20 protein-coding genes are annotated in these 20,944 nt (G+C 58.9%); 11 read left to right on the top strand and 9 right to left on the bottom strand.

What is annotated here, in order from left to right; genetic code table 11:
- Positions 1 to 144 precede the first annotated feature (144 nt).
- The gene (locus tag DK870_RS07895) at positions 145 to 633 is read left to right on the top strand and encodes a TIGR00645 family protein (protein WP_060752294.1); all 489 of its coding nucleotides are present in this window, start codon (positions 145 to 147) and stop codon (positions 631 to 633) included.
- A 15-nt stretch (positions 634 to 648) separates the two neighbouring features.
- Here DK870_RS07895 and DK870_RS07890 read toward each other — a convergent pair whose 3' ends face one another.
- The 4 genes from DK870_RS07890 to DK870_RS07875 form a co-directional block, all read right to left on the bottom strand.
- On the bottom strand, positions 649 to 2,088 hold the full coding sequence (locus DK870_RS07890; RefSeq protein ID WP_161548401.1) for a glycosyltransferase family 39 protein: 1,440 nt from the start codon (positions 2,086 to 2,088) through the stop codon (positions 649 to 651).
- 129 nt (positions 2,089 to 2,217) lie between these two features.
- On the bottom strand, positions 2,218 to 3,243 hold the full coding sequence (locus DK870_RS07885; protein WP_161548400.1) for a hypothetical protein: 1,026 nt from the start codon (positions 3,241 to 3,243) through the stop codon (positions 2,218 to 2,220).
- Between the two features lie 74 nt (positions 3,244 to 3,317).
- Entirely contained in the window at positions 3,318 to 4,145 is an 828-nt protein-coding gene (gene fdhD / locus DK870_RS07880; protein WP_161548399.1) for a formate dehydrogenase accessory sulfurtransferase FdhD, read from the bottom strand.
- Positions 4,146 to 4,158: 13 nt separating this feature from the next.
- Positions 4,159 to 5,058 (bottom strand): LysR family transcriptional regulator, encoded by a 900-nt coding sequence (locus tag DK870_RS07875; protein WP_161548398.1) that lies wholly within the window; start codon positions 5,056 to 5,058, stop codon positions 4,159 to 4,161.
- A 275-nt stretch (positions 5,059 to 5,333) separates the two neighbouring features.
- On the opposite strand from DK870_RS07875, the gene moaB reads away from it, so the two are divergent.
- On the top strand, positions 5,334 to 5,873 hold the full coding sequence (moaB, locus tag DK870_RS07870) for a molybdenum cofactor biosynthesis protein B (protein ID WP_161548397.1): 540 nt from the start codon (positions 5,334 to 5,336) through the stop codon (positions 5,871 to 5,873).
- Complete coding sequence (glp, locus tag DK870_RS07865; RefSeq protein WP_161548396.1) at positions 5,870 to 7,075, top strand: gephyrin-like molybdotransferase Glp; 1,206 nt, start codon at positions 5,870 to 5,872, stop codon at positions 7,073 to 7,075. Before moaB ends, glp begins: the two co-directional genes overlap by 4 nt.
- Before the next feature lie 3 nt (positions 7,076 to 7,078).
- On the opposite strand, the gene moaE is transcribed toward glp, so the two are convergent.
- From moaE to moaA, 5 genes are read right to left on the bottom strand one after another with little or no spacing between them, the layout of a single operon-like run.
- Complete coding sequence (moaE, locus tag DK870_RS07860; RefSeq protein ID WP_161548395.1) at positions 7,079 to 7,531, bottom strand: molybdopterin synthase catalytic subunit MoaE; 453 nt, start codon at positions 7,529 to 7,531, stop codon at positions 7,079 to 7,081.
- A gap of 3 nt (positions 7,532 to 7,534) precedes the next feature.
- Entirely contained in the window at positions 7,535 to 7,786 is a 252-nt protein-coding gene (gene moaD, locus DK870_RS07855; RefSeq protein ID WP_090365743.1) for a molybdopterin converting factor subunit 1, read from the bottom strand.
- Positions 7,786 to 8,277, bottom strand: a complete 492-nt coding sequence (gene moaC, locus DK870_RS07850; RefSeq protein ID WP_161548394.1) for a cyclic pyranopterin monophosphate synthase MoaC — start codon at positions 8,275 to 8,277, stop codon at positions 7,786 to 7,788. Before moaC ends, moaD begins: the two co-directional genes overlap by 1 nt.
- 13 nt (positions 8,278 to 8,290) lie before the next feature.
- Positions 8,291 to 9,190 (bottom strand): bestrophin family protein, encoded by a 900-nt coding sequence (locus tag DK870_RS07845; protein ID WP_161548393.1) that lies wholly within the window; start codon positions 9,188 to 9,190, stop codon positions 8,291 to 8,293.
- A 36-nt stretch (positions 9,191 to 9,226) separates the two neighbouring features.
- Positions 9,227 to 10,225 carry a GTP 3',8-cyclase MoaA gene (gene moaA / locus DK870_RS07840; RefSeq protein WP_161548392.1) on the bottom strand — a complete coding sequence of 333 codons (999 nt, stop codon included), beginning with the start codon at positions 10,223 to 10,225 and terminating at the stop codon, positions 9,227 to 9,229.
- Positions 10,226 to 10,659: 434 nt separating this feature from the next.
- Here moaA and DK870_RS07835 point away from each other — a divergent pair, with 434 nt between their 5' ends.
- The 8 genes from DK870_RS07835 (at position 10,660) to DK870_RS07800 (ending at position 20,774) form a co-directional block, all read left to right on the top strand.
- Positions 10,660 to 12,984: an FdhF/YdeP family oxidoreductase gene (locus DK870_RS07835; protein ID WP_161548391.1), complete on the top strand. Its 2,325-nt coding sequence runs from the start codon at positions 10,660 to 10,662 to the stop codon at positions 12,982 to 12,984.
- 93 nt (positions 12,985 to 13,077) lie between these two features.
- Positions 13,078 to 14,499, top strand: coding sequence for a cytochrome ubiquinol oxidase subunit I (locus DK870_RS07830; protein WP_090365750.1), 1,422 nt, complete (start codon positions 13,078 to 13,080; stop codon positions 14,497 to 14,499).
- A 15-nt stretch (positions 14,500 to 14,514) separates the two neighbouring features.
- Positions 14,515 to 15,531, top strand: a complete 1,017-nt coding sequence (cydB, locus tag DK870_RS07825) for a cytochrome d ubiquinol oxidase subunit II (protein WP_090365752.1) — start codon at positions 14,515 to 14,517, stop codon at positions 15,529 to 15,531.
- Positions 15,518 to 15,682, top strand: coding sequence for a DUF2474 domain-containing protein (locus tag DK870_RS07820; RefSeq protein WP_161548390.1), 165 nt, complete (start codon positions 15,518 to 15,520; stop codon positions 15,680 to 15,682). Before cydB ends, DK870_RS07820 begins: the two co-directional genes overlap by 14 nt.
- Before the next feature lie 60 nt (positions 15,683 to 15,742).
- Positions 15,743 to 15,982 carry a hypothetical protein gene (locus DK870_RS07815; RefSeq protein WP_161548389.1) on the top strand — a complete coding sequence of 80 codons (240 nt, stop codon included), beginning with the start codon at positions 15,743 to 15,745 and terminating at the stop codon, positions 15,980 to 15,982.
- Between the two features lie 624 nt (positions 15,983 to 16,606).
- A complete protein-coding gene (locus tag DK870_RS07810; RefSeq protein WP_161548388.1) occupies positions 16,607 to 18,526 on the top strand; it encodes a class I SAM-dependent DNA methyltransferase in 1,920 nt (639 codons plus the stop codon).
- Entirely contained in the window at positions 18,523 to 19,827 is a 1,305-nt protein-coding gene (locus DK870_RS07805; protein ID WP_161548387.1) for a restriction endonuclease subunit S, read from the top strand. Before DK870_RS07810 ends, DK870_RS07805 begins: the two co-directional genes overlap by 4 nt.
- The gene (locus DK870_RS07800) at positions 19,824 to 20,774 is read left to right on the top strand and encodes a GIY-YIG nuclease family protein (protein ID WP_161548386.1); all 951 of its coding nucleotides are present in this window, start codon (positions 19,824 to 19,826) and stop codon (positions 20,772 to 20,774) included. The genes DK870_RS07805 and DK870_RS07800 overlap by 4 nt, the downstream gene beginning before the upstream one ends.
- Positions 20,775 to 20,944: the final 170 nt, after the last annotated feature.

Here is a 20,944-nt window from a genome sequence, read left to right as displayed (position 1 = left end):
CATCATCGAGCCGAGTTCATGGGCTCGACACTAGCAGAAAAAATCTCTTACAGATGCCACCTGGGTCAGTTTTCTCGCGGTGACAGCGATCAGGTAGCGGCTGGTATACTCGCGGCCATTTTTAGCCAAGCTGTGTGAGATCCAATGGAACGTTTTATCGAAAATGCTATGTACGCTTCGCGCTGGCTGCTGGCGCCCATCTATTTCGGCTTGTCCCTGGGGTTGCTGGCGCTGGCGTTGAAGTTCTTCCAGGAAGTGGTGCACCTGCTGCCGAGCGTGTTCTCGATGGCCGAATCCGACTTGATCCTGGTACTGCTGTCGTTGATCGACATGGCCCTGGTTGGCGGCTTGTTGGTGATGGTGATGATTTCCGGCTACGAGAACTTCGTCTCGCAGCTGGATATCGATGAGAACAAGGAAAAGCTCAACTGGCTGGGCACCATGGACTCCTCCTCGCTGAAGATGAAAGTGGCGGCGTCCATCGTGGCGATTTCTTCCATCCACCTGTTGCGCATCTTCATGGACGCCAAGAACGTCGATCCACAACACCTGATGTGGTACGTGATCATCCACATGACCTTCGTGATCTCGGCGTTCGCCATGGGTTACCTGGACAAGGTCACCAAGCACTGATGACCCGCGCCGGCCTTACTGCTCCGCGAAGTAGTAAGGCTGGCGGCCGATTGCCATCTGCTTGATCACCGTGACCTTTTCATTCAGTCGGTCGGTGTGATCCATCAGCGCCACGTTACCCGGTTTGGCCGTGAGGAAGGCGCGCAACTCGGCTTCGGTTTGCAGGATGGGCACGTACGCTTGCATGTAGAACACCCCGGCACCGAAGATCCGTTCGTTAGGTTGGAATATTGCCACTTCCCGGCCTTCTGCCTGCAGTGCCTGGAGCTGGCTGATCACCGGCACGAATGACTCCACGGCGTCCGCCTTGGGCGCGAACCAGAATGCAGCGCTCATATAGCAGGCAATGAGTACACCGAATACGCCGCCGATCACCTGGCGGTGGTAGCGGTACACGCCAGGCTTGCGCTCTTTCAAGCGTTCCAGCAGCACCCACCCATATTCGGCTGCGAGTACGGCGGCGGCCGGTGTGAGCGACATCAGGTACACGGTGCGCTTGCTGGAGGCCAGGGTCAGCAGGGTGAATTGCGCCAACAGCCACACACTGAAAAACAGACGGTAGCGATTGCGCACCAGGCTTTTGCGAAAGTGCCACAGGCCCAGGTACACCAGGATGTTCCACGGCAAAAACGCTTGAGGCAATTTCGCGAGGTAGTAGTAGAACGGCTCGTAATGCCCGGCTTCCACAAATGAACCGCTGAAGCGCCCGACGCTGTTGGTCCACAGCACCTCACCGACCGCCTGCATCCCGCCACGCTGGTACAGGAACCCCAGCCAGATCAGCAGCGGTACCAACGCCAACAGCGTAAACAGCGCCGGCTTGAGCCAATCGCCGATGCGCAAGCGCTTGTCCATCAGGCTGGTCGCGGCCAGGTACACGAAGATCACGATGCCCGGCATCGCCAGGCCCAGCACACCCTTGCTCAGGGTGGCGATGACCATGCCCAGCGTAAACAGTGCCCAGGCCCACGCGTTGGAGCCCTGTCGCTCGGACTCGGGCCGCATCGCCTGGTAGAACGCCAGCAACGCGGTGGTCACACCGAGGCTGAGCAATGAGTCTTCACCCACGCCGCGCACATTGCCCCAGTAGCTGGCCATGGTCGCCAGGATCAACGCGGCGCAGAACGCCAGCGACTTGGGCCGGCCAAACTTGCGCAGCATTCCGTAGAACAGCATCACGCTGAACAAGCCGGCAAACGCCGAAGCCAGGCGCACCGCCCAGGTCGACGCGCCAAACAGGCGAATGGCGCCGGCGTCCAGCCAGAGGCTCAGGGGCGGTTTTTCCAGGAAGGGTTCGCGAAACAGGCGCGGGATCACCCAGTCATTGTCCAGGTGCATGGCCATGGCGATCCCGGCGACGCGGGCTTCGGTGGAGCCTTGCAGCTCATGGCCGCCAAGGGCGCAGAAAAATAACAGTCCAGCGAGAAGAAGCAGCAGAGAGGCGGGGCGCGTCATGGAGTCTGGCTACCGGGAAAGGGGACCGATCGGGGGATCGGTCCTGGGCGATCCAGCAGTATACGAAAGCGATTCTTAATATTTGGTGAATCAATGTGGGGTTTTTGTAAGGCTGGCCGAGCCTGCCGTTCAGGGCTGTTTCAAGCGGGGCAACGCCGCTTTGCCTGCCTCAATCAGCACCGGTGTCAATTGCTCCCAGGTGAAATTCAGCTCGTTATCGCAGCCGTCACCCGTGGCGCGCGTCGCGAGCTGCAAGCCTTGGGTGTTGAAGCTCAGGTCGAAGGTGGAATAGCTGGTGATCGCCGGGCAGTCTTCGTCGGTGCTGGTCTGCCCGGCCAGCCATTGGCTGAATTTGGCCGGTAGCTTCACGTGCCCGGCGTAGGCGTCATACCACTCCTGGCGCCCGCCAAACCATGCCCAGGGATCGACGCTTTCACCGGTTTGCAGGTCCCATGAGTGCAGGCCCCAGCTGATGCCGCCGGCACCGGTGCCCGCGGCCCAACGGTAAAACCTGACGGTCATGAATTGGGATGACCAGTACGTGGGCGCCACTTCAATTTCGCTGGTGTAGGCCGAGCCGTTGCGGCCCAGGTACTCGCGCCGTTCCTGCAAATACTCCTTCTGATCATCGTCGCTCACGGCCAGGGCCGCGAGTTGCTGGTTGATCTTCTGGATGGCCTGGCCATCGCCCTCGAGCTTGAGCGTGACCTGGGCGCCTTGGGTCTTGAGCTGATAGCGGTGCTCGCCGAAGGTTTTCTTCTCGGTCTTGATCGGTAGCGGCGCGGCTTCCATGGGCGCGTTGTAGGCGTCGCTGCCACAGCCTTGCGTGTCGACGCGTTGCAGGTTGAGTGGCAGCGGTGTGCCGCCCGGGGTTTTGCTCCAGGCGCCTGAAAGCGTATCGCCTTGCGGGGGTTGCAACGCCCAGAAACCGGTATTTCCGGCTTCCACCCAGGGCGCGTTGTCGCTGGCTTGAGTCAGCTGGATCGGTGTGAGGATGCGCTGATAGTAATAACTGCCGTGCTCGCCATCGGCGCCGTTGAAACAGGCAACGATGACGGATTTGCCCAGGGTGCCTTTCCACACCCCGGCCAGGTCGGCGGCGTTGGTCAACAAAGGCGTACAGGCGAGGGCAATGGCGGCGAGGGGCTTGAGCACGGGTATCTGACTTCCGGTTGTCTGATAAAGGCCGTCAGGGTAATGCGTCGTGGGGCTGGATTCCAGCCGTCCTTTCAGGCCGGGCTGTAGATCCGCGGTGCGCTTCGATGCGGTACGTGGATCAGGTTGAGCTGGTGTTTGCGTGCCCATTGCACCGTCAGGCTGGTGGGCGCCGACAAACTGACTAAGGTGCCCAGCCCGGCCCTCACGGCCTTGTGAATAAGCTCCAGGCTGCAACGACTGGTGACGACCGTGAACCCACTGCGCGCATCGACCTGTGCCTGTTGCATAGCGCCGATCAATTTATCCAGTGCGTTATGCCGGCCAATGTCTTCACGGCACAGCAAGGCTGAGCCGTCAGCGTCGAAGTGCAGCGCCGCATGCAGGGCGCCGGTACTTTTCCCCATGACCTGGGCGGCGTCGATACGTTCACGCAAGCCCTTGAGGTGATGCGCGGGCGGCAGGGGCGCCGGTTGCAGGATGTCCAGTTGAGGCAGTGCCTGTTCCAGCGCCTCCACGCCGCACAACCCGCAGCCGCTGGTGCCCGCCATCTGCCGCCGGTGATCTTTCAGCGCCCAGAACGCCCGATTGGAGATGTTGACGTCTGCCTGGCAGGCCTGATCAAAATGCGTGAGTTGGATATCGTAGATTTCACCCTGGTTGTCGATGATCCCATTGCTCACGCTGAAGCCGCGGATGAAGTCTTCGATGTCGCCAGGTGAAACCATCATCACCGCCTGGCTCAAGCCGTTGTAGCTGATGGCCAGCGCTATTTCCGCCGCCAGCGCCGCCTCGGCGACCTGCGCGCCTTCGTCATACTCCCGATAAGCGACGTTGCGTGGCTGCGGTGCCGGTGCATTGGCATCGCCTGCTTCAACGGCGTGTTCGACTCGGCAAATCATGGGCAAACCTCCGTTACTCGCCTGCGCCCTTGGCGGTGAGCAATTTCCTGGCTTCGGCAAAACATTTTTCGGCGATGGCCGAGCGCGGCTCGGTCTTGCGCATGACCATGCCCAACGGCGCGAGCACGCTGGCATCGGGCAGGTTGATAAACGCCAGATTCTCGATAGGGCTTTCCAGGCCGCTGTCCAACGGCATGATCGCACAGCAAAAACCTTCGTGGATCGCCTGGAACAACTGATAGGTCGAATCGCTCTCGAGGATGGGCTGGGGGTCGAGACCGCGACTGCGGAAACTCAGGTCAATGGACTTACGATAGTGCATGCCATTGCTGATCATCCCCAGGGGCAACTCGGCGGCGTCTTCCCAACTCATCTCGGTGCCTTCGAAATGGAAGTGCCGGGTGTCGTACAACAGCCCGACGCGGGTCTCACCCAGCTCGAAAAAGTCCAGGTAATTGGGGTTCACGTGCTCCAGGTAACACACGCCCAGGTCCAGTTGGTTGGTGCCCAAGGCTTCGATGATCTTGTCCGAGCTCATGGACGACAGGCTGAACTTGAGTTCGGGGAACGTATGAGACAGGCCCTGGATGTAACTGATCGGGTTGAACCCGCTAAGCGGCACCAGGCCCAGGCGCAAGTTACCGACCAACTGACCACGACACGCCGCCGCTTCGGCGAACAACCCATCATGCGCGGCCAGCAAGGTCCTGGCCCACGCCAACACGCGCTCCCCGGCCTCGGTGAAGCCTTCGAAGCGCTGGCCACGGGTAACCAGCTCCAGGCCCAACTCATCTTCCAGATTGCGCAAGCGCATCGACAGTGTCGGTTGCGTGATATGGCAGCGCGCGGCTGCCTGGCCGAAGTGACGGGTTTGCTCCAGTGCGATCAGGAATTTAAGTTGCTTTATGTCCATTAAGGCGCCTGCTTGGGGTAAGTAAGAGGTCGTTATGAGTGCCAGTGTCTGAAGCGCAGCGAGCGAGAGAGCAGACCATCTCATTGTAAGGCCCGTGCGTCCAATCGCCTGTATTGAAGGCGTGATCGATTCGCTCGATAACTGAAGAATTCATTGCAGGAAAACCAGTGATAGAAACGCTCGATAACCCAGTCAGCCGTAACGATTAGACAGCCTTGGTTTGAGCGCCTTAGCCTCAAGCAAATGGTTTCGTTAAAAGTCTGCCGGAGGGTCCCATGAGCGTAACGTCGGATGCGTTGTTTGTACCGTTGAATATTGCAGTGTTAACCGTCAGTGATACCCGGGAATATGCCAACGATACTTCCGGGCAATTGCTGGTCAGCCGCCTGTTGGAAGCGGGGCACAGCCTCTGTGAACGCAACCTGCTCAAGGATGACCTCTACAAGATCCGCGCACAGGTTGCGACCTGGATCGCCAGCGAGCAGGTTCAGGTGGTGTTGATTACTGGCGGCACCGGCTTCACCGGCCGCGACAGTACACCCGAGGCGGTGAGCTGCTTGTTGGATAAGCAGATTGAGGGCTTCGGTGAGTTGTTCCGCGCAATCTCCATTCTCGATATCGGCACCTCCACAGTACAAAGCCGCGCCTTGGCCGGGCTGGCCAACGGAACGTTGGTGTGTTGCCTTCCGGGTTCCACGGGTGCCTGCCGCACCGCGTGGGAAGGCATCCTTGCCGAGCAGCTCGATGCCCGCCACCGGCCGTGCAATTTTGTGCCACACCTCAAGCCCGTGGCGCTGTGCGGGACGCGAGGATGAAGGGTTCGCCGTTGATGTCAGTGGAGGCGGCCATTGCGTCACTGCTGGCTATGGCGCAGGAGCACTGCCTGCAAGACAGCGAGTCGGTGGCCCTGAGTGATGCACGGCAACGGGTCCTGGCCAATGACCTGGTTGCGACCCTGGATCTGCCGCTGTGGCCAAACAGTGCCATGGACGGCTACGCCCTGAATCTCGGCGATTGGCAAGGTGAGCCGCTGGCGGTATCGCAACAGATATTTGCCGGTGTTGCGCCCCAGGCCCTGCTGCCTGGCACCTGTGCGCGCATCTTCACTGGCGCTCCGCTGCCCGAAGGCGCCAATTGCATCGAGATGCAAGAAAACGTCGAGGTGCTGCAAGGCGGTCGTGTGCGCTTTATGCAGCCGCTGCGCGTGGGGCAGAATATTCGCCCGCGAGGCCAGGAGAACAAAGCGGGCGAGGTGTTGCTCAACGCCGGTAAGCGCCTCGGGCCTTTCGAGCTGGCCATCGCGGCGGCACAGGGTTGCACGCATGTACCGGTGGTACGCCGGCCACGGGTGGCGCTGCTGTCCACGGGCAACGAACTGGTGGAGCCGGGGGCGCCCCTCCGGCCCGGCGGTATCTACAATAGCAATCGCACATTGCTCAGCCATTGGTTGAGCGAATTGGGTTGTGAAGTGATCGATGGCGGCATTCTTCCTGACGAGCCGCAACTTACCCGGCTCAAACTGGAACAATTGCCGCCTGCCACCGACCTGATCCTGACCACTGGCGGCGTCTCTGCCGGCGATGCCGATTACCTTGGCCAAGTGCTGCGCGAGTGCGGTAAGCCGTTATTTTGGAAACTCTCGATCAAACCGGGCAAACCGCTGACCGTGGGCTATTTCGGTAATGTGCCGGTCATCGGCCTGCCCGGTAATCCGACCTCGGCACTGGTTACATTCGGTCTGTTGGCGCGGGCTTACTTGCTGCGTATCCAGGGTGTCGAAGACGTCACACCCCTGAGCTTTGCGGTCAGCGTAGGGTTTGACTGGCCGAAAGCTGGCAACCGCCGCGAATTCCTGCGCGCCAGGCTGGAGCAGGGGCAGGCCGTGCTGTATCCGAACCAGAGTTCAGGTGTGCTGTTGGGGGCCTCTTGGGCGGATGGGCTGGTGGAAATCCCCGAGGGCTGCACCCTGCGCTCCGGTGACACGGCGCGTTTCATTCCGTTCTGCGATTTGTTCTGAGGCTTATGCGTCCCAGCGCTTGGCGGCCTGCTGATCACTTTCCCGGCCTTCTACCCAGCGTTCACCGGCCGGCGTCTGTTCACGTTTCCAGAAGGGCGCACGGGTCTTCAGGGCATCCATCAGGAACGCGCAGGCGTCGAAAGCCGCCTGGCGGTGTTCGCTGGCAACGCCGACAAACACGATGGGTTCGCCCACCTTCAACGCCCCCACGCGGTGCACGACGGTCACCCGCTGCAAGGGCCAGCGTGCCTGGGATTGATCGACGATCCGTTGCAAGGAGCGCTCGGTCATCCCCGGGTAATGCTCCAGGAATAACTCGCTAACCTGATCCCCTTGGTTGATATCGCGGACGTACCCCACAAACGTGGCGACGGCGCCCACGCCCGTGTCGCCAGCGTGGACACTGCGGGTCAGTTCGTCGAGGTCAAACAGCGCGGTCTGAACGTGAACCGGCATGGCTCAGCCTCCTGTCACTGGAGGGAAGAACGCGACTTCGTCGAAGTCTTCTATCACCGCGGCGGGCGTACACAGTTCATGGTTCAGCGCACACATCAGGCTGCTTTCTCCAAGCACCTGCTGCCAGATCGGGCCTCTGGCGCACAACTGCTGTCTCACGTCTTCAATCGTGCGCAACGAGCTGTTCAGCGCAATCTTTTCACCGCCGATGCCCAGCTGATCCCGATAGCGCGCAAAGTAGCTGATCAGAATCATCAGGCGTCTCCAGCGATAAAGGTGCCCGACTTTCCACCTTGTTTTTTGAGCAATTGGATCTGATCGATGATCATCCCGCGATCCACGGCCTTGCACATGTCATAGAGGGTCAATGCCGCCACGCTCGCGGCGGTCAGGGCTTCCAGCTCGACGCCGGTCTGGCCGTTGAGCCGGCAGGTACTGACGATTTTCACGCGGTCGGGTGCGACGGCGCTCAGTTCAAGGTGGATCGAACTGAGTAGCAACGGATGGCAGAGCGGGATCAGTTCGTGGGTTTTCTTTGCCGCCATGATTCCGGCGATACGCGCGACCGCAAACACGTCGCCCTTGGGGTGCCCATGATGCTGGATCAGGCGCAATGTCGACGGCTGCATACGCACCCAGGCCTGGGCTTGCGCTTCACGCATGGTTGCAGCCTTGTCCGTGACGTCGACCATGCTGGCCCGCCCTGCGGCGTCCAGGTGCGTCAATGTAGAGGAGCTTTGGTTCATGAGTGACCTCGGATCAGTTCAAGATAAAATCGATGGGTTGAAGCACGGCGGGCAGTTCCGTCGCGCCGTTGGCGTGAAGGACTTCGCGTTCGACGGTGCGCACGATTGCATCGGTCGGCAGATCGTTTTCGTCGTAGCCGAACGGGTCTTCCAACTCATCGCCAATCGCGTCCAGGCCGAAAAATGTGTAGCTCACGATCGCCGTGAATAGCGGCGTCAGCCAACCCAATGGCTCGGCCATGGCGAAGGGCAGCAAGATGCAAAACATGTAGCTGGTGCGGTGCAGCAAGAGTGTGTAGGGGAAGGGCAACGGGGTATTTTTGATGCGCTCACACATCGTCTGCGTCCGGGTCAGGTTGCTCAAATGGCCGGCCATCAGCTGATAGCGCCATTCACTGATGGCGCCTGATGCGGCCAGCGCTGAGCACTGTTGGGTGACGCGGCTGAGGATGCTTTCCGGGATATTGGGGGTGCCGGGCGACGGCAGCCTGTCCAGCCAGATCTCTGCCACGCCTGACTCGTCCTCGTGACGCAACCTGGCGTTCAAGGCGTGGGCGAACCCGCACAGGTTGCGCAGGATGGCGCTGCGCTGGTGCGCATCCTCGATAACCTGGGTTTCCCGGATCATGGCGCGTATATCCATCACCATGGCGCCAAGCGCTTTGCGCCCTTCGTACCAGCGGTCATAACAGGCGTTGTTGCGAAAACTCATGAAGATCGAGAGAGACAAGCCCAGCAATGTGAAGGGCGTGGCATTGACCTTGGAGAAGTACGCCGGGTGAAGGGTTTCGATCAGCACAATTGCCGAGGCCAATAGGGTTACCAGCAGGCTGCGCAGCGCAATGCGCCTGGCCACGGAACCCTTGAGTGAAATCAATACGCCGATCAGGTTGGGTTGGGCTCTGACGATCATGGGCAACAGCCTCCAGCAAAGGGGAGATCAGAACGGCTAGCCGCCCGTCATGTTCATGAAACGGACAACCTGCACGTCATCGTTGAGCTCGAAATTGTGCCGATAGGGTTTGATCTTCATCGCCTCGGTGATCGCGTTTTCCAGGCGTTTCGGTTCACCCGGATAGCGGCGCAATACCGCCTTGAGATCGACCGAGTGCTCGTTGCCCAGGCACAACAGCAGGCGGCCCTCAACGGTCAACCGCACGCGGTTGCACGTACCGCAAAAGTTGTGGCTGTGGGGCGAAATAAAGCCCAGGCGAATAGTCGGGGCCTCGGCCAGACGCCAGTAGCGTGAGGGGCCTTGGGTCGACTCTGCGGAGTCGATCAGTGTGTAGCGCTCGGCGATACGCTCACGTACCTGCGCGCTGGAGTAGAACGCCTCGGCACGGCTGTGTTCGCTGATGACGCCCAAGGGCATTTCTTCAATAAACGAAATATCCAAACCACGGTCGATGGCGAACGCTACAAGGTCATTGATCTCATGATCGTTGCGTCCTTTCATCACCACGCAATTGAGTTTGGTGCGTTGAAAGCCCGCGGCATTTGCAGCGTCGATTCCGGCGATGACGGTGGCCAGGTTGCCCGTGCGCGTCAGCTCACGAAAGCGCTGGGGGTCAAGGCTATCGAGGCTGATGTTCAAACGTTTCAGGCCCGCCTCGAACAGCGGTGCTGCCAGCTTGCCCAACTGCGAGCCGTTGGTGGTCATGCACAACTCGCGCAAGCCCGGGAGTGCGGCGATGCGCTTGCACCATTCAACGACGCCGGGACGAATCAACGGCTCTCCGCCGGTCAGGCGAATTTTCCGAGTGCCCAGCGCCACAAAACGTTCGGCCAGTTGATAAAGCTCTTCCAGCGTCAAAACGCGTTGGCGCGGCAGGAACTCCATGTCTTCGGCCATGCAATAGACACAGCGGAAATCGCAGCGGTCGGTCACCGACATCCTGAGGTAGTCAACCTGACGAGAAAAACGGTCCGTCAAAATCGGCGCGGTCATTAAAACCTCCGGCAGCGACTCAGTGCATGTACGCACTGTATGAGTGTTGGGGGTGTAAGTAAGTGAATCTTTGAGTGGAGGCTAAAGTTGTTTTTTATCGCCGTCTAATCACTATTAACAACTGGATGATCGAGGGAATCTATGAGGGGTTAATTGGGCTTTTTTTGCGAATTTTAATTAAATAAGATATTGAAAATTAAAAATAATTTCCTTGATAGATTGTCTCGATTGTTTGGTCATTATTTGTGATTAGACAGGTTGTTTGCGCGCGACATAGTCTGAAAGCGTAACCCGATAGCAAGCCCGTGGAACAGGCCGGTGCGAACCATGTTGGACAAGTTTCAAATAGGTTTGCGTTCCGCACCGGCTGAAAAACAATCATCAATAATGGCTTTCAGTTAGGCCGTCTATGCGTGAAGTCTTGGAGAAAAATCATGAGCGAAGTTGAGCGTTATAAACCGTATAAGGGGGCGGCCGCAGGTTGGGGCGCGCTGATTGCGGTGACGAAAAACTGGCTGGGCAGTGAAAACGCCTTCAAGAACATCCGCGCGATGCTCAAGACCAACCAGAATGGCGGCTTTGACTGCCCAGGTTGTGCCTGGGGCGAGTCGCCGGAAAACGGTATGGTCAAGTTCTGCGAGAACGGCGCGAAGGCAGTCAACTGGGAGGCCACCGGGCGCCTGGTCAACCCGGCATTCTTCAATAAATACACGGTGTCGTCGCTGGCGGCGCAAAGTGATTATTGGCTCGAGTACCAAGGGCGCCTGACTCACCCCATGCGTTATGACGACTCGCTGGATCGTTATGTCGAAACCACTTGGGACGACGCCTTTGCCCTGATCGCCAAGCACCTGAAAGAGCTGGAGTCGCCGGACCAGGCAGAGTTCTATACCTCGGGACGCGCCAGTAACGAAGCCGCTTATCTCTATCAGTTGTTCGTTCGTGCCTATGGCACTAACAACTTTCCCGACTGCTCGAACATGTGCCACGAAGCCAGCGGCCTGGGTATGGACGACAGCGTCGGCGTGGGTAAAGGCACGGTGACGTTTGAAGACCTGGGGGAAGCCGACGCGATCTTTGTTATCGGGCAGAACCCCGGCACTAACCACCCACGCATGCTCGAGCCATTGCGCGAGGCGGTGAAGCGCGGTGCCCAGGTGATTTGCTTCAACCCGCTTAAAGAGCGTGGGCTGGAGCGTTTCCAGCATCCCCAGCACCCGCTTGAGATGCTCACCAACGGCTCCGAACCTACCTCGTCGGCATACTTTCGTCCGGCACTGGGCGGCGACATGGCGGCCTTTCGTGGCATCGCCAAGTTTTTGCTGAAGTGGGAGCGCGAGGCCCTGGAAAACAATGGCGAGGCGGTATTCGACCGCGCCTTTATCGCCGAACACACCTCGGGTCTGAACAGCTACCTGGAACAAGTGGACGCGACCTCGTGGGAGCACATCGTCGAGCAATCCGGCCTGAGCCTTGAGGAGATCGAACTGGCCGCGCGCATGTATCGCCGTGCCAAACGCGTGATCATGTGCTGGGCGATGGGGGTGACCCAGCACAAACACTCCGTAGTCACTGTGCAGGAAATCATCAACGTGCAGTTGTTGCGCGGCAATATCGGACGGCCAGGGGCCGGGCTGTCGCCGGTACGTGGGCACAGTAATGTGCAAGGCGACCGTACCATGGGTATCAACGAACTGGCGCCACCGGAACTGATCAATGCACTGGAGGCACGCTTTAACTTCCAGGTGCCGCGTCACCATGGCCACAACACAGTGATGGCGATTGCCGCCATGGAGGAGGGGCGTTCCAAAGTGTTCATCGGCCTGGGCGGCAACTTCGCGCAAGCGACGCCAGATAGTCCACGCACCCATGAGGCACTGCGCAACTGTGACCTGACCGTGCATATCTCCACCAAACTCAATCGCAGCCATTTGATGACGGGCCGCGAAGCCTTGATCTTGCCGTGCCTGGGGCGCACCGATATTGATATGCAGGAAGAGGGCCCGCAGGGCGTGACGGTGGAAGACACCTTTAGCATGGTGCACATTTCCCACGGCCAACTGAAACCCAAGTCATCTTTGATGCGCTCGGAACCCGCGATTATCGCTGGGATCGCCAATGCGACCTTGGGGAAACACCCGATCGACTGGCTGTGGGCGGTGGCCGACTACTCGCGCATCCGCGACCTGATCGCCGACACCATTCCTGGTTTCAAGGACTTCAACAAGAAACTGCTGCACCCAGGTGGTTTTCACTTGGGCAACAACGCCGCTCAGCGCATCTGGAAAACCGCCAGTGGGAAAGCCCAGTTTGCCTCCAGTGTGCTGCCCGCACACCTGGTCAGCGAAGGCGTGCGTGACCTTGATGTAAAACCGGACCTGATCCTGCAAACCATGCGCTCCCACGACCAATACAACACCACGTTGTACGGGCTTGATGATCGTTATCGCGGTGTTTATGGCATGCGCGATGTGGTGTTCGTCAACGAGCAGGACATTCGCAAGCTGGGTTACGAGCCTGGGCAGAAGGTCGACATGGTCTCGCTCTGGGGTGATGGCTTGGAGCGTCGAGTCAGTGGTTTTACCTTGATTGCCTACGATATCCCGCCTGGCCAGGCGGCGGCCTATTACCCGGAGACCAACCCTCTGGTGCCGCTGGAGAGCTACGGCGACCGCACCTATACCCCGACGTCGAAGTTCATCGCGATCCGCCTTGAGCCCGCGCCGGCCAGCAACCTGATTCAGTCTATCGGCGCATGAGCCGGGCCGGGGCGGCCTCGGCGCCGCTCCGGGGTTTGCTGATCACCAGACATCTGTTCGCTGTGGGCCGCGAGGCTCAATGAGGGTATCGTCATGTTAAATCCTGGGGCGCTCGACCTGGCGCGGATTCAGTTCGCGTTTACGGTCTCGTTTCACATTATTTTTCCCGCCATCACCATCGGCATGGCCAGTTTCCTGGCCGTGCTGGAAGGGCTATGGCTGAAAACCAACAACTCGGTCTACAAGGACCTGTACCACTTCTGGTCGAAAATCTTCGCAGTCAACTTCGGCATGGGCGTGGTCTCGGGCCTGGTCATGGCGTACGAGTTCGGCACCAACTGGAGCCGGTTCTCGGATTTCGCCGGGAGTATCACCGGGCCTTTGCTGACCTATGAAGTGCTGACGGCGTTCTTCCTCGAGGCGGGTTTCCTTGGGGTCATGCTGTTTGGCTGGAACCGGGTAGGGCGTGGGTTGCACTTCTTTTCCACGGTGATGGTTGCCATCGGTACGTTGATCTCGACGTTCTGGATCCTGGCCTCCAATAGCTGGATGCAAACACCGCAAGGTTTTTCCATCGTGGATGGTCGGGTGATGCCGTTGGACTGGTTCGCCATCGTCTTCAACCCGTCGTTCCCGTTCCGTCTGATGCACATGGCGATCGCCGCCTTTGTCGCCACGGCGTTCTTTGTTGGGGCTTCTGCGGCCTGGCATTTGCTGCGCAAGAACGACACGCCGGCAATCCGCACCATGTTGTCGATGGCGATGTGGATGGCGTTGATCGTGGCGCCGATCCAGGCAGTGGTCGGCGACGCCCATGGCCTGAACACCCTGGAGCACCAACCCGCGAAAATTGCCGCAATTGAGGGGCATTGGGAAAACGTCGATAACCAGGCGACGCCACTGGTGTTGTTCGGTATTCCCGACATGGAGGCCGAGAAGACGCGTTATGCGATCGAGGTGCCTTACTTGGGCAGCCTCATTCTCACCCACAGCCTGGATAAGCAAATCCCGGCGCTCAAGAGCTTCCCAAAAGAAGACCGGCCGAACTCGACCATCATTTTCTTCAGCTTCCGGATCATGGCCGGGCTGGGGATGTTGATGATCGTCACCGGATTGCTTGGACTGGCTTTGCGGCGTCATGGCGCGCTGTATCGCAACCGCCTGTTTCTGCGCCTGGTGTTGTTCATGGGGCCAACCGGCCTGATCGCGATGCTGGCCGGATGGATCACCACCGAGGTGGGTCGCCAGCCGTGGGTGGTGTACGGGCTGATGCGCACCGCTGATGCGGCGTCCAATCATACCGTCACGCAACTGAGCATCTCGCTGGCGTTATTCGTGCTGATCTACTTCTCGGTATTCGCCGTGGGCATCGGCTACATGATGAAGCTGGTACGCAAGGGGCCGCAGCCCCATCAAGACCACCCGCCCCACGGCGGCCCCGGCCAGGAGCGCACACCACGCCGTCCCCTGTCCGCTGTCACCGAGACGCTGGCGTCCGGCGACCACACCAACTGATCAAGGGGATTGCACATGGGCATTCAAGGCATAGACCTGTCGTTGATATGGGGCGTGATCATTGCCTTCGGGGTGATGATGTACGTGATCATGGACGGCTTCGACCTGGGGTTGGGCATCCTGTTTCCGTTGATCCCGGACGAGCAGGAGCGCGACGTGATGATGAACACCGTGGCGCCGGTGTGGGACGGTAACGAAACCTGGCTGATCCTTGGCGGGGCGGCGTTGTATGGTGCGTTTCCGCTGGCTTACTCGGTGATCCTGGAAGCGCTGTACTTACCGCTGATCTTCATGCTGGCAGGGCTGATTTTTCGCGGGGTGGCGTTTGAATTCCGCTTCAAGGCCAGCCCGCAGAAGCGGCATATCTGGGACATGGCGTTTATCGGCGGCTCGTTCCTGGCGACCTTTTGCCAAGGCGTGGTGATCGGTTCCTACATCGCCGGCATTGCAGTGGTGAACCGCCAATTTGCCGGTGGCACCTGGGACTGGCTGTCACCCTTCCCATTGTTTTGCGGCGTCGGGCTGGTGGTGGCGTACGCATTGCTGGGTAGCACCTGGCTGCTGGTCAAGACCGAAGGCATGCTGGAATCGCGGATGCGGCTGTTCAGCCACTACCTGGCATTCGCCTTGATGGCAGTGGTGGCCGTGCTATGTGTATGGACACCCTGGCTGCACCCGGAGATCGCCACGCGCTGGTTCACCCATGCACACATCGTGGTGTTCGGGGCGCTGATGCTGCTGGGCGTACTGGCATTGGTCGGGCTTTTGAAGACCTTGCGCCAGCATCATTCCCATTGGCCATTCGTATTGACCCTGGTACTGGTTTTCCTGGGCTACATCGGCCTGGCCTTCAGCATCTGGCCAAACATCGTGCCGCCATCCATCAGCTTGTGGGACGCCGCATCACCACCTTCCAGCCAGCTCTTCATCCTGATCGGCACGCTGTTCATCCTGCCGATCATCCTGATGTACACCTGCTGGAGTTACTACGTGTTCCGCGGAAAAGTGAGGATCGGCGATGGCTACCATTGAGACGAAAAAACAGAGGCCACGTCAGGCAGGCCCTTGGTACCAGCAAGTGTTTTGGCTGGTCGCTATTTGGTTCCTCAGCGTGATTGCACTCGGCATCGTGGCCAGTGCGATGCGCTGGATGATGCACATGGCTGGTATGACCAGCCATTGAGGCATATCTCACCCAATCAAGATCCGGCGCCAGAGGTGGCGCCGGCTCAAGGAGGCACTTATGTCGGCACGCATTGATAAATCCCATCCTGTTGAATACAAGACGAAGAGGGGGGGCACGGTACAGATCGGCTTCAGCTGGAGCCCGCCGCTGGATGTTCCTGTTGGTGCGACATTGACCCTGGTCGGCCCAAGGCCGCTCACGGTTTATGTGGAGGGTGATCACTGGGACAGCTATGAACAGGCGTTCCTGGAGGCGCATGAGGCGGCGGAGCATTGGGTGAACCTTTTGGGGCGGTGAGGCGTATCGGTGAGGTCGGCTTGTATGCGCGGATGCGTTTGATGGTGGAGGTTGGAAGGGCATGGTGGGTTGAATGGTGGGCACAAAAAAAGACGTTTTGGGACGTCTTTTTTTGTGCCGGGGGGATTTGAAATGACTTCCTATGTGTCTGAAGTATGAGGTAAAAATCGAACTCCATATTTTCATGGAATACCATTTGGAAGACCGATAAGTCGGACTTGAACTCAGGAGATGGCAAGGCGCAGCTCCGGGGTACTTTGCCAATCCCTGTTCCAGTGTCGGACCGTTGCTTTTAAGTACTCGCCAGGTGCGCGCCGGTTTCTGCTTCCGTTCTTATCAGGGTAATGAGTCCCCCTGGTTTCCTAGACACTCTCAACACTCAGAAAATAGCGTTCCTCATACTCTGCTGGCGACAGCTGCGTAGCGCTGCATAGGTCGCGGCGACGTGGCCAAAACGCCAACGTTCCGGGATTGAGAGCCCGCTAGCTGAATGGGCAAATCCGTACCGTAGCCGGTTTCTAATACTGGCACGGAGCTACCCAACCGGTTAAGGTTCGGCATCAATTAAGACATCTCGCAGGGAGGCGCGCAAATCGCCTTGCCCGCCAAGTAAGGAACAGCAGCGTGAACCAGCAAAACCTCGCCGACTTCATCTGGAACGTGGCCGACGCGCTGCGCGGCGATTTCAAACAGTCCATCTACGGCCGCATCATCCTCCCCTTTACCTTGCTGCGCCGCTTGGAGTGCGTGCTGGAGCCGACCCGTGACAAGGTGCGCAGCCAATACGAGAGTATGAAGGCCAGCGGCGTGGACATGGACCTGATCTTGCCGACCACGGCCGGCGCCACCTTCTACAACGTCTCGCAGTTCTCCCTGGGCTCGGTCGGTTCCACCAGCACCCGCGCCAACCTAGAGGACTATGTCGCCAAGTTTTCCGCCAACGCCCGCCAGGTATTCGAGCACTTCGCCTTCTCCGACTGGCTGGTTCAGCTCGACAAGGCCAACCTGCTGTACCTGGTGACGCAGAAGTTTGCCAGCATCGACCTGCACCCGGAAACCATCAGCAACCACGAAATGGGGCTGGTGTTTGAGCATCTGATCCGTAAGTTCGCCGAATCCGCCAACGACACCGCGGGAGAATTCTTCACCCCGCGCGATGTGGTGCGCCTGGCTACCACCCTGGTGTTCGCCCCTGATCATCAGGCGCTCAATGGCGAAGGTGTAGTGCGTACCGTGTACGACTGCGCCGCCGGCACCGGTGGCTTTCTGTCTTCGGCCATCGAGCAGGTGGCCGAGTGGAACCCCAATGCACGCCTGGTGCCCTACGCTCAGGAACTGAACCCTGAGACCTACGCCATTTCCGTGGCGGACAAGCTGATCCAGGGCTTCGAGACCCGCAATATCAAGCTCGGTAACACCCTGTCCAATGACCAGTTGCCCCATGAGCAGTTCGACTACTGCCTGGCCAACCCGCCGTTCGGTGTGAAGTGGGAGAAGGTGCAGAAGCTGGTACAGGACGAGCACAGCCAACAAGGTTATGCGGGCCGCTTCGGCCCTGGCCTGCCTCGGGTGGGCGATGGCTCGCTGCTGTTCCTCATGCACCTACTGTCCAAGCGCAAGCCCATTGATTTGGGCGGCAGCCGCATCGGCATCGTGCTGTCCGGCTCGCCACTGTTCAACGGCGGCGCCGGCTCGGGCGAGTCGGAGATCCGTCGTTGGATATTGGAGAATGACTGGCTGGAGGCGATCATCGCCCTGCCCACCGACCTGTTCTACAACACCGGCATTGGTACTTATATCTGGGTGCTGTCCAACCACAAGGATGCGCTGCGCAGGGGTAAGGTGCAGTTAATCGATACCAGCGCCATGCACGCCCCCATGCGCAAGAGCCTAGGCAGCAAGCGCAAGTATCTGTCGGATGAGCAGATTGCCCAGATTGCCAAGCTGCACGAGGCCTTCGAGGAAGGCCCGAACAGTAAGATCTTCGCCACCACCGACTTCGGCTACCGCCGCATTACCGTCGAGTGTCCGCTGCGCCTGCGCTTCTCGGTTACCCCTGACAAGCTCGCCGTCTACCAGAACACCAAGGGTGCTGATCAGGCCGAGGCATTTGCCAGCGTACAGGACGAGTTCGACAACCTGCCGGCCTTCCTCAAGGCGGCCGGCATCAAGAAGCTAGGTAAGGGCGCGCTGAAAGCCGCGCTGGCCTGCTTCGGTGAGCGCGATGCCAATGCCAAGCCGGTGCTGGACGACAAGGGCAACCTACAGGCCGACTCCGACCTTCGCGAGTTCGAGAACGTACCGCTTAGCCAGAGCATCGACGAGTACTTCGCTCGTGAAGTACTGCCCCATGTGTCGGATGCCTGGGTCGATACCGGCAAGACGGACGCGAAGGATGGCCAAGTCGGCATCGTCGGCTACGAGATCAACTTCAACCGTTACTTCTATGTCTACCAGCCGCCGCGCCCGCTGGCCGAGATCGATGCCGACCTCAAGGCCGTGGAGGCCGAGATTGCCGCACTGCTCGGTGAGGTGACGGCATGAGCCATTACAAGCCGTACCCGGCCTATAAGGACTCAGGGGTGGAGTGGTTGGGAAGGGTGCCGGAGCATTGGGAAGTAACGCGGATCAGCAATCACTATCGGTTACGTAATGGATTTCCTTTTGACTCTTCAGGTTTTTCTCCTGATGGCGAAGGCGAGGATCGATTGATACGTATCCGCGATCTTTCTCCTTCAGAAAATTGGATTTATACAAGCGAGCCATGTCCTGACTCTGCCCGTGTTAATGATGGGGACGTCCTTGTTGGAATGGATGGGGATTTCAATGCGGTTCTTTGGCTGGCTGGGCCTGCCAAGTTGAATCAGCGCGTTTGCGCTTTGCGTGGTGAGAATGAGAGTTTAACTGAGCTCTTGCTGTACTCCCTGCCTTTTCCTTTGAAGATCATTAACGATACCGCGTACTCAACGACAGTGAAGCACCTGTCTTCTGGAGAGGTGTTGGGTACACGTATTGCTCTGCCGCCATCCGTCGAGCTTCGTTCAATAGTCAGTCATCTCAATAGCGAAACCGCTCGCATCGACGCACTGATTGAGAAAAAAACCCGCTTTATCGAACTGCTGCGCGAAAAGCGTCAGGCGCTGATCACCCATGCCGTCACCAAGGGCCTCGATCCCAGCGTGAAGATGAAAGACTCAGGCGTGGAGTGGCTAGGGGAGGTGCCGGAGCATTGGTGCGTCAAGCAGCTCAAGCACGTTGTAGATCAGAACTCGTCGATCACTTACGGAATCGTTCAAGCTGGCCCTGAGTTCGAAGGCGGGGTGCCGTATATCCGTACTAGTGACATGAGTGGCGATGAGCTTCCAGTCAGTGGTTATCCCCTTACCTCCCCTGAAATCGATGCGTCTTATGCGCGGTCAAGGGTGCGACCAGGCGATATTGTCATGTCGATACGGGCGTCAGTCGGCAAGTGCTTGCCTGTCCCAAATGAACTGAATCTCGCCAATCTTACACAGGGCACAGCAAAGGTCTCGCCAGGGCAGAAAGTTACGCGAGACTTTTTGCTGGCTTTTTTGAACTCAGGTGCAGCTCAAGTGTACTTTGATTTGATGGCCAAGGGGGCGACGTTCAAAGAAATTACGCTGGATGCACTCCGGCGAACGCCAGTGTTGCTGCCACCTAGAGATGAGCAGGTTGTGATTGATCGCTTTATCGCTGTACATGTTGGGCGCCTAGACCGGCTTGTTCGGGCATCAGAGTGCAGCGTTATAATGCTAAAAGAGCGCCGCTCCGCCCTGATCATCGCCGCTGTCACCGGTCAGATCGACCTTCGTGAGGCCGTATGAGCCAGGGTCGCAGCCTGCGTCTGTTCCTAGTGGATGGCACGCCCAATGGGTTGCTCACCGCCGAGATCATGAACTGGACCGGCCATGTGCTGACCGGCCCGCGCTCCAAGCTGGCCGAACTGGTGCAGCGCGCCGAGTGCGCGCGTACCGGGGTGTACTTTCTCGTCGGCCCCGACCCGGACGACAGCCTGCGTACCCGGGTTTATATCGGCGAGTCTGATGATGTGGCGCAGCGCCTGAGGCAACACAACCGTCCTCAAGAACAGGGTGGCAAGGACTTCTGGGAACGTGTGTGTCTGATTACCAGCAAGGATCAGAACCTGACCAAGGCCCATGCCAAGTATCTGGAGAGCCAACTAATCCAGATCGCCAGTCAAACCGGCCGCTGTGTAGTAGGCAATGGCACAGCGCATAGCTACACCAACTTGCCTGAGTCGGACCGTGCAGACATGGCGTTTTTCCTCGAGCAGATCCGCATTGTGCTACCAGTGCTGGGCTTCGACTTCCTGCGCGAGCTGATCAAACCCTCCAAGCTCGTTATGGCACCCGTCGAGCAACCGGTCAGCCAGTCGCCGCGTTTTGCATTACAGCTTCCCAAGAGCAAAGAGCGCGCGCAAGCGCAAGAGGTCGATGGTGAGTTCTTTGTACTGAAGGGGTCCCGAGCTCGAGCTCAGTGGGTAGGAACTGCGGATCACAACTACCGGAACCTGTACCAGCAGTTGGTGAGTGACGGTGTCATGATCAGTGACGGAAGTGAGTACCTAATGTTCAAGGACGACTATGCCTTCAGTAGCCCTAGTGCAGCAGCAGCGGTTGTTTATGGTCGTGCAGCCAGTGGTCGAATCTCTTGGCTGGTAGAGGGTAGTGGCGAAACTTATGCCGCCTGGCAGGACTGTCAACTGAGTGATATCGGTGTGAAGCCAGAAAATGAGTTGCTCAGTGAATAAGATCGAGTAACCGCAGCGCTTGAATCTGAGCTACGAGAACATCGGCAAGATAGGCCCGTCGCTGAGTGATGCCTCCTATCGTACCCAAGGACAGGGTCCTTCGACCCGCTGCGGCTCTACCTGAACAAGAACGGCTTGCTACCAGCGTGCCGACATGATTAGCGATACCC

It is taken from the genome of Pseudomonas sp. Q1 (genome assembly GCF_009935975.1).
GTDB lineage: Bacteria > Pseudomonadota > Gammaproteobacteria > Pseudomonadales > Pseudomonadaceae > Aquipseudomonas > Aquipseudomonas palleroniana.
The sequence above is the reverse complement of the archived record's forward strand: the minus strand, read 5'-3'. Positions and strand labels throughout refer to the sequence as shown.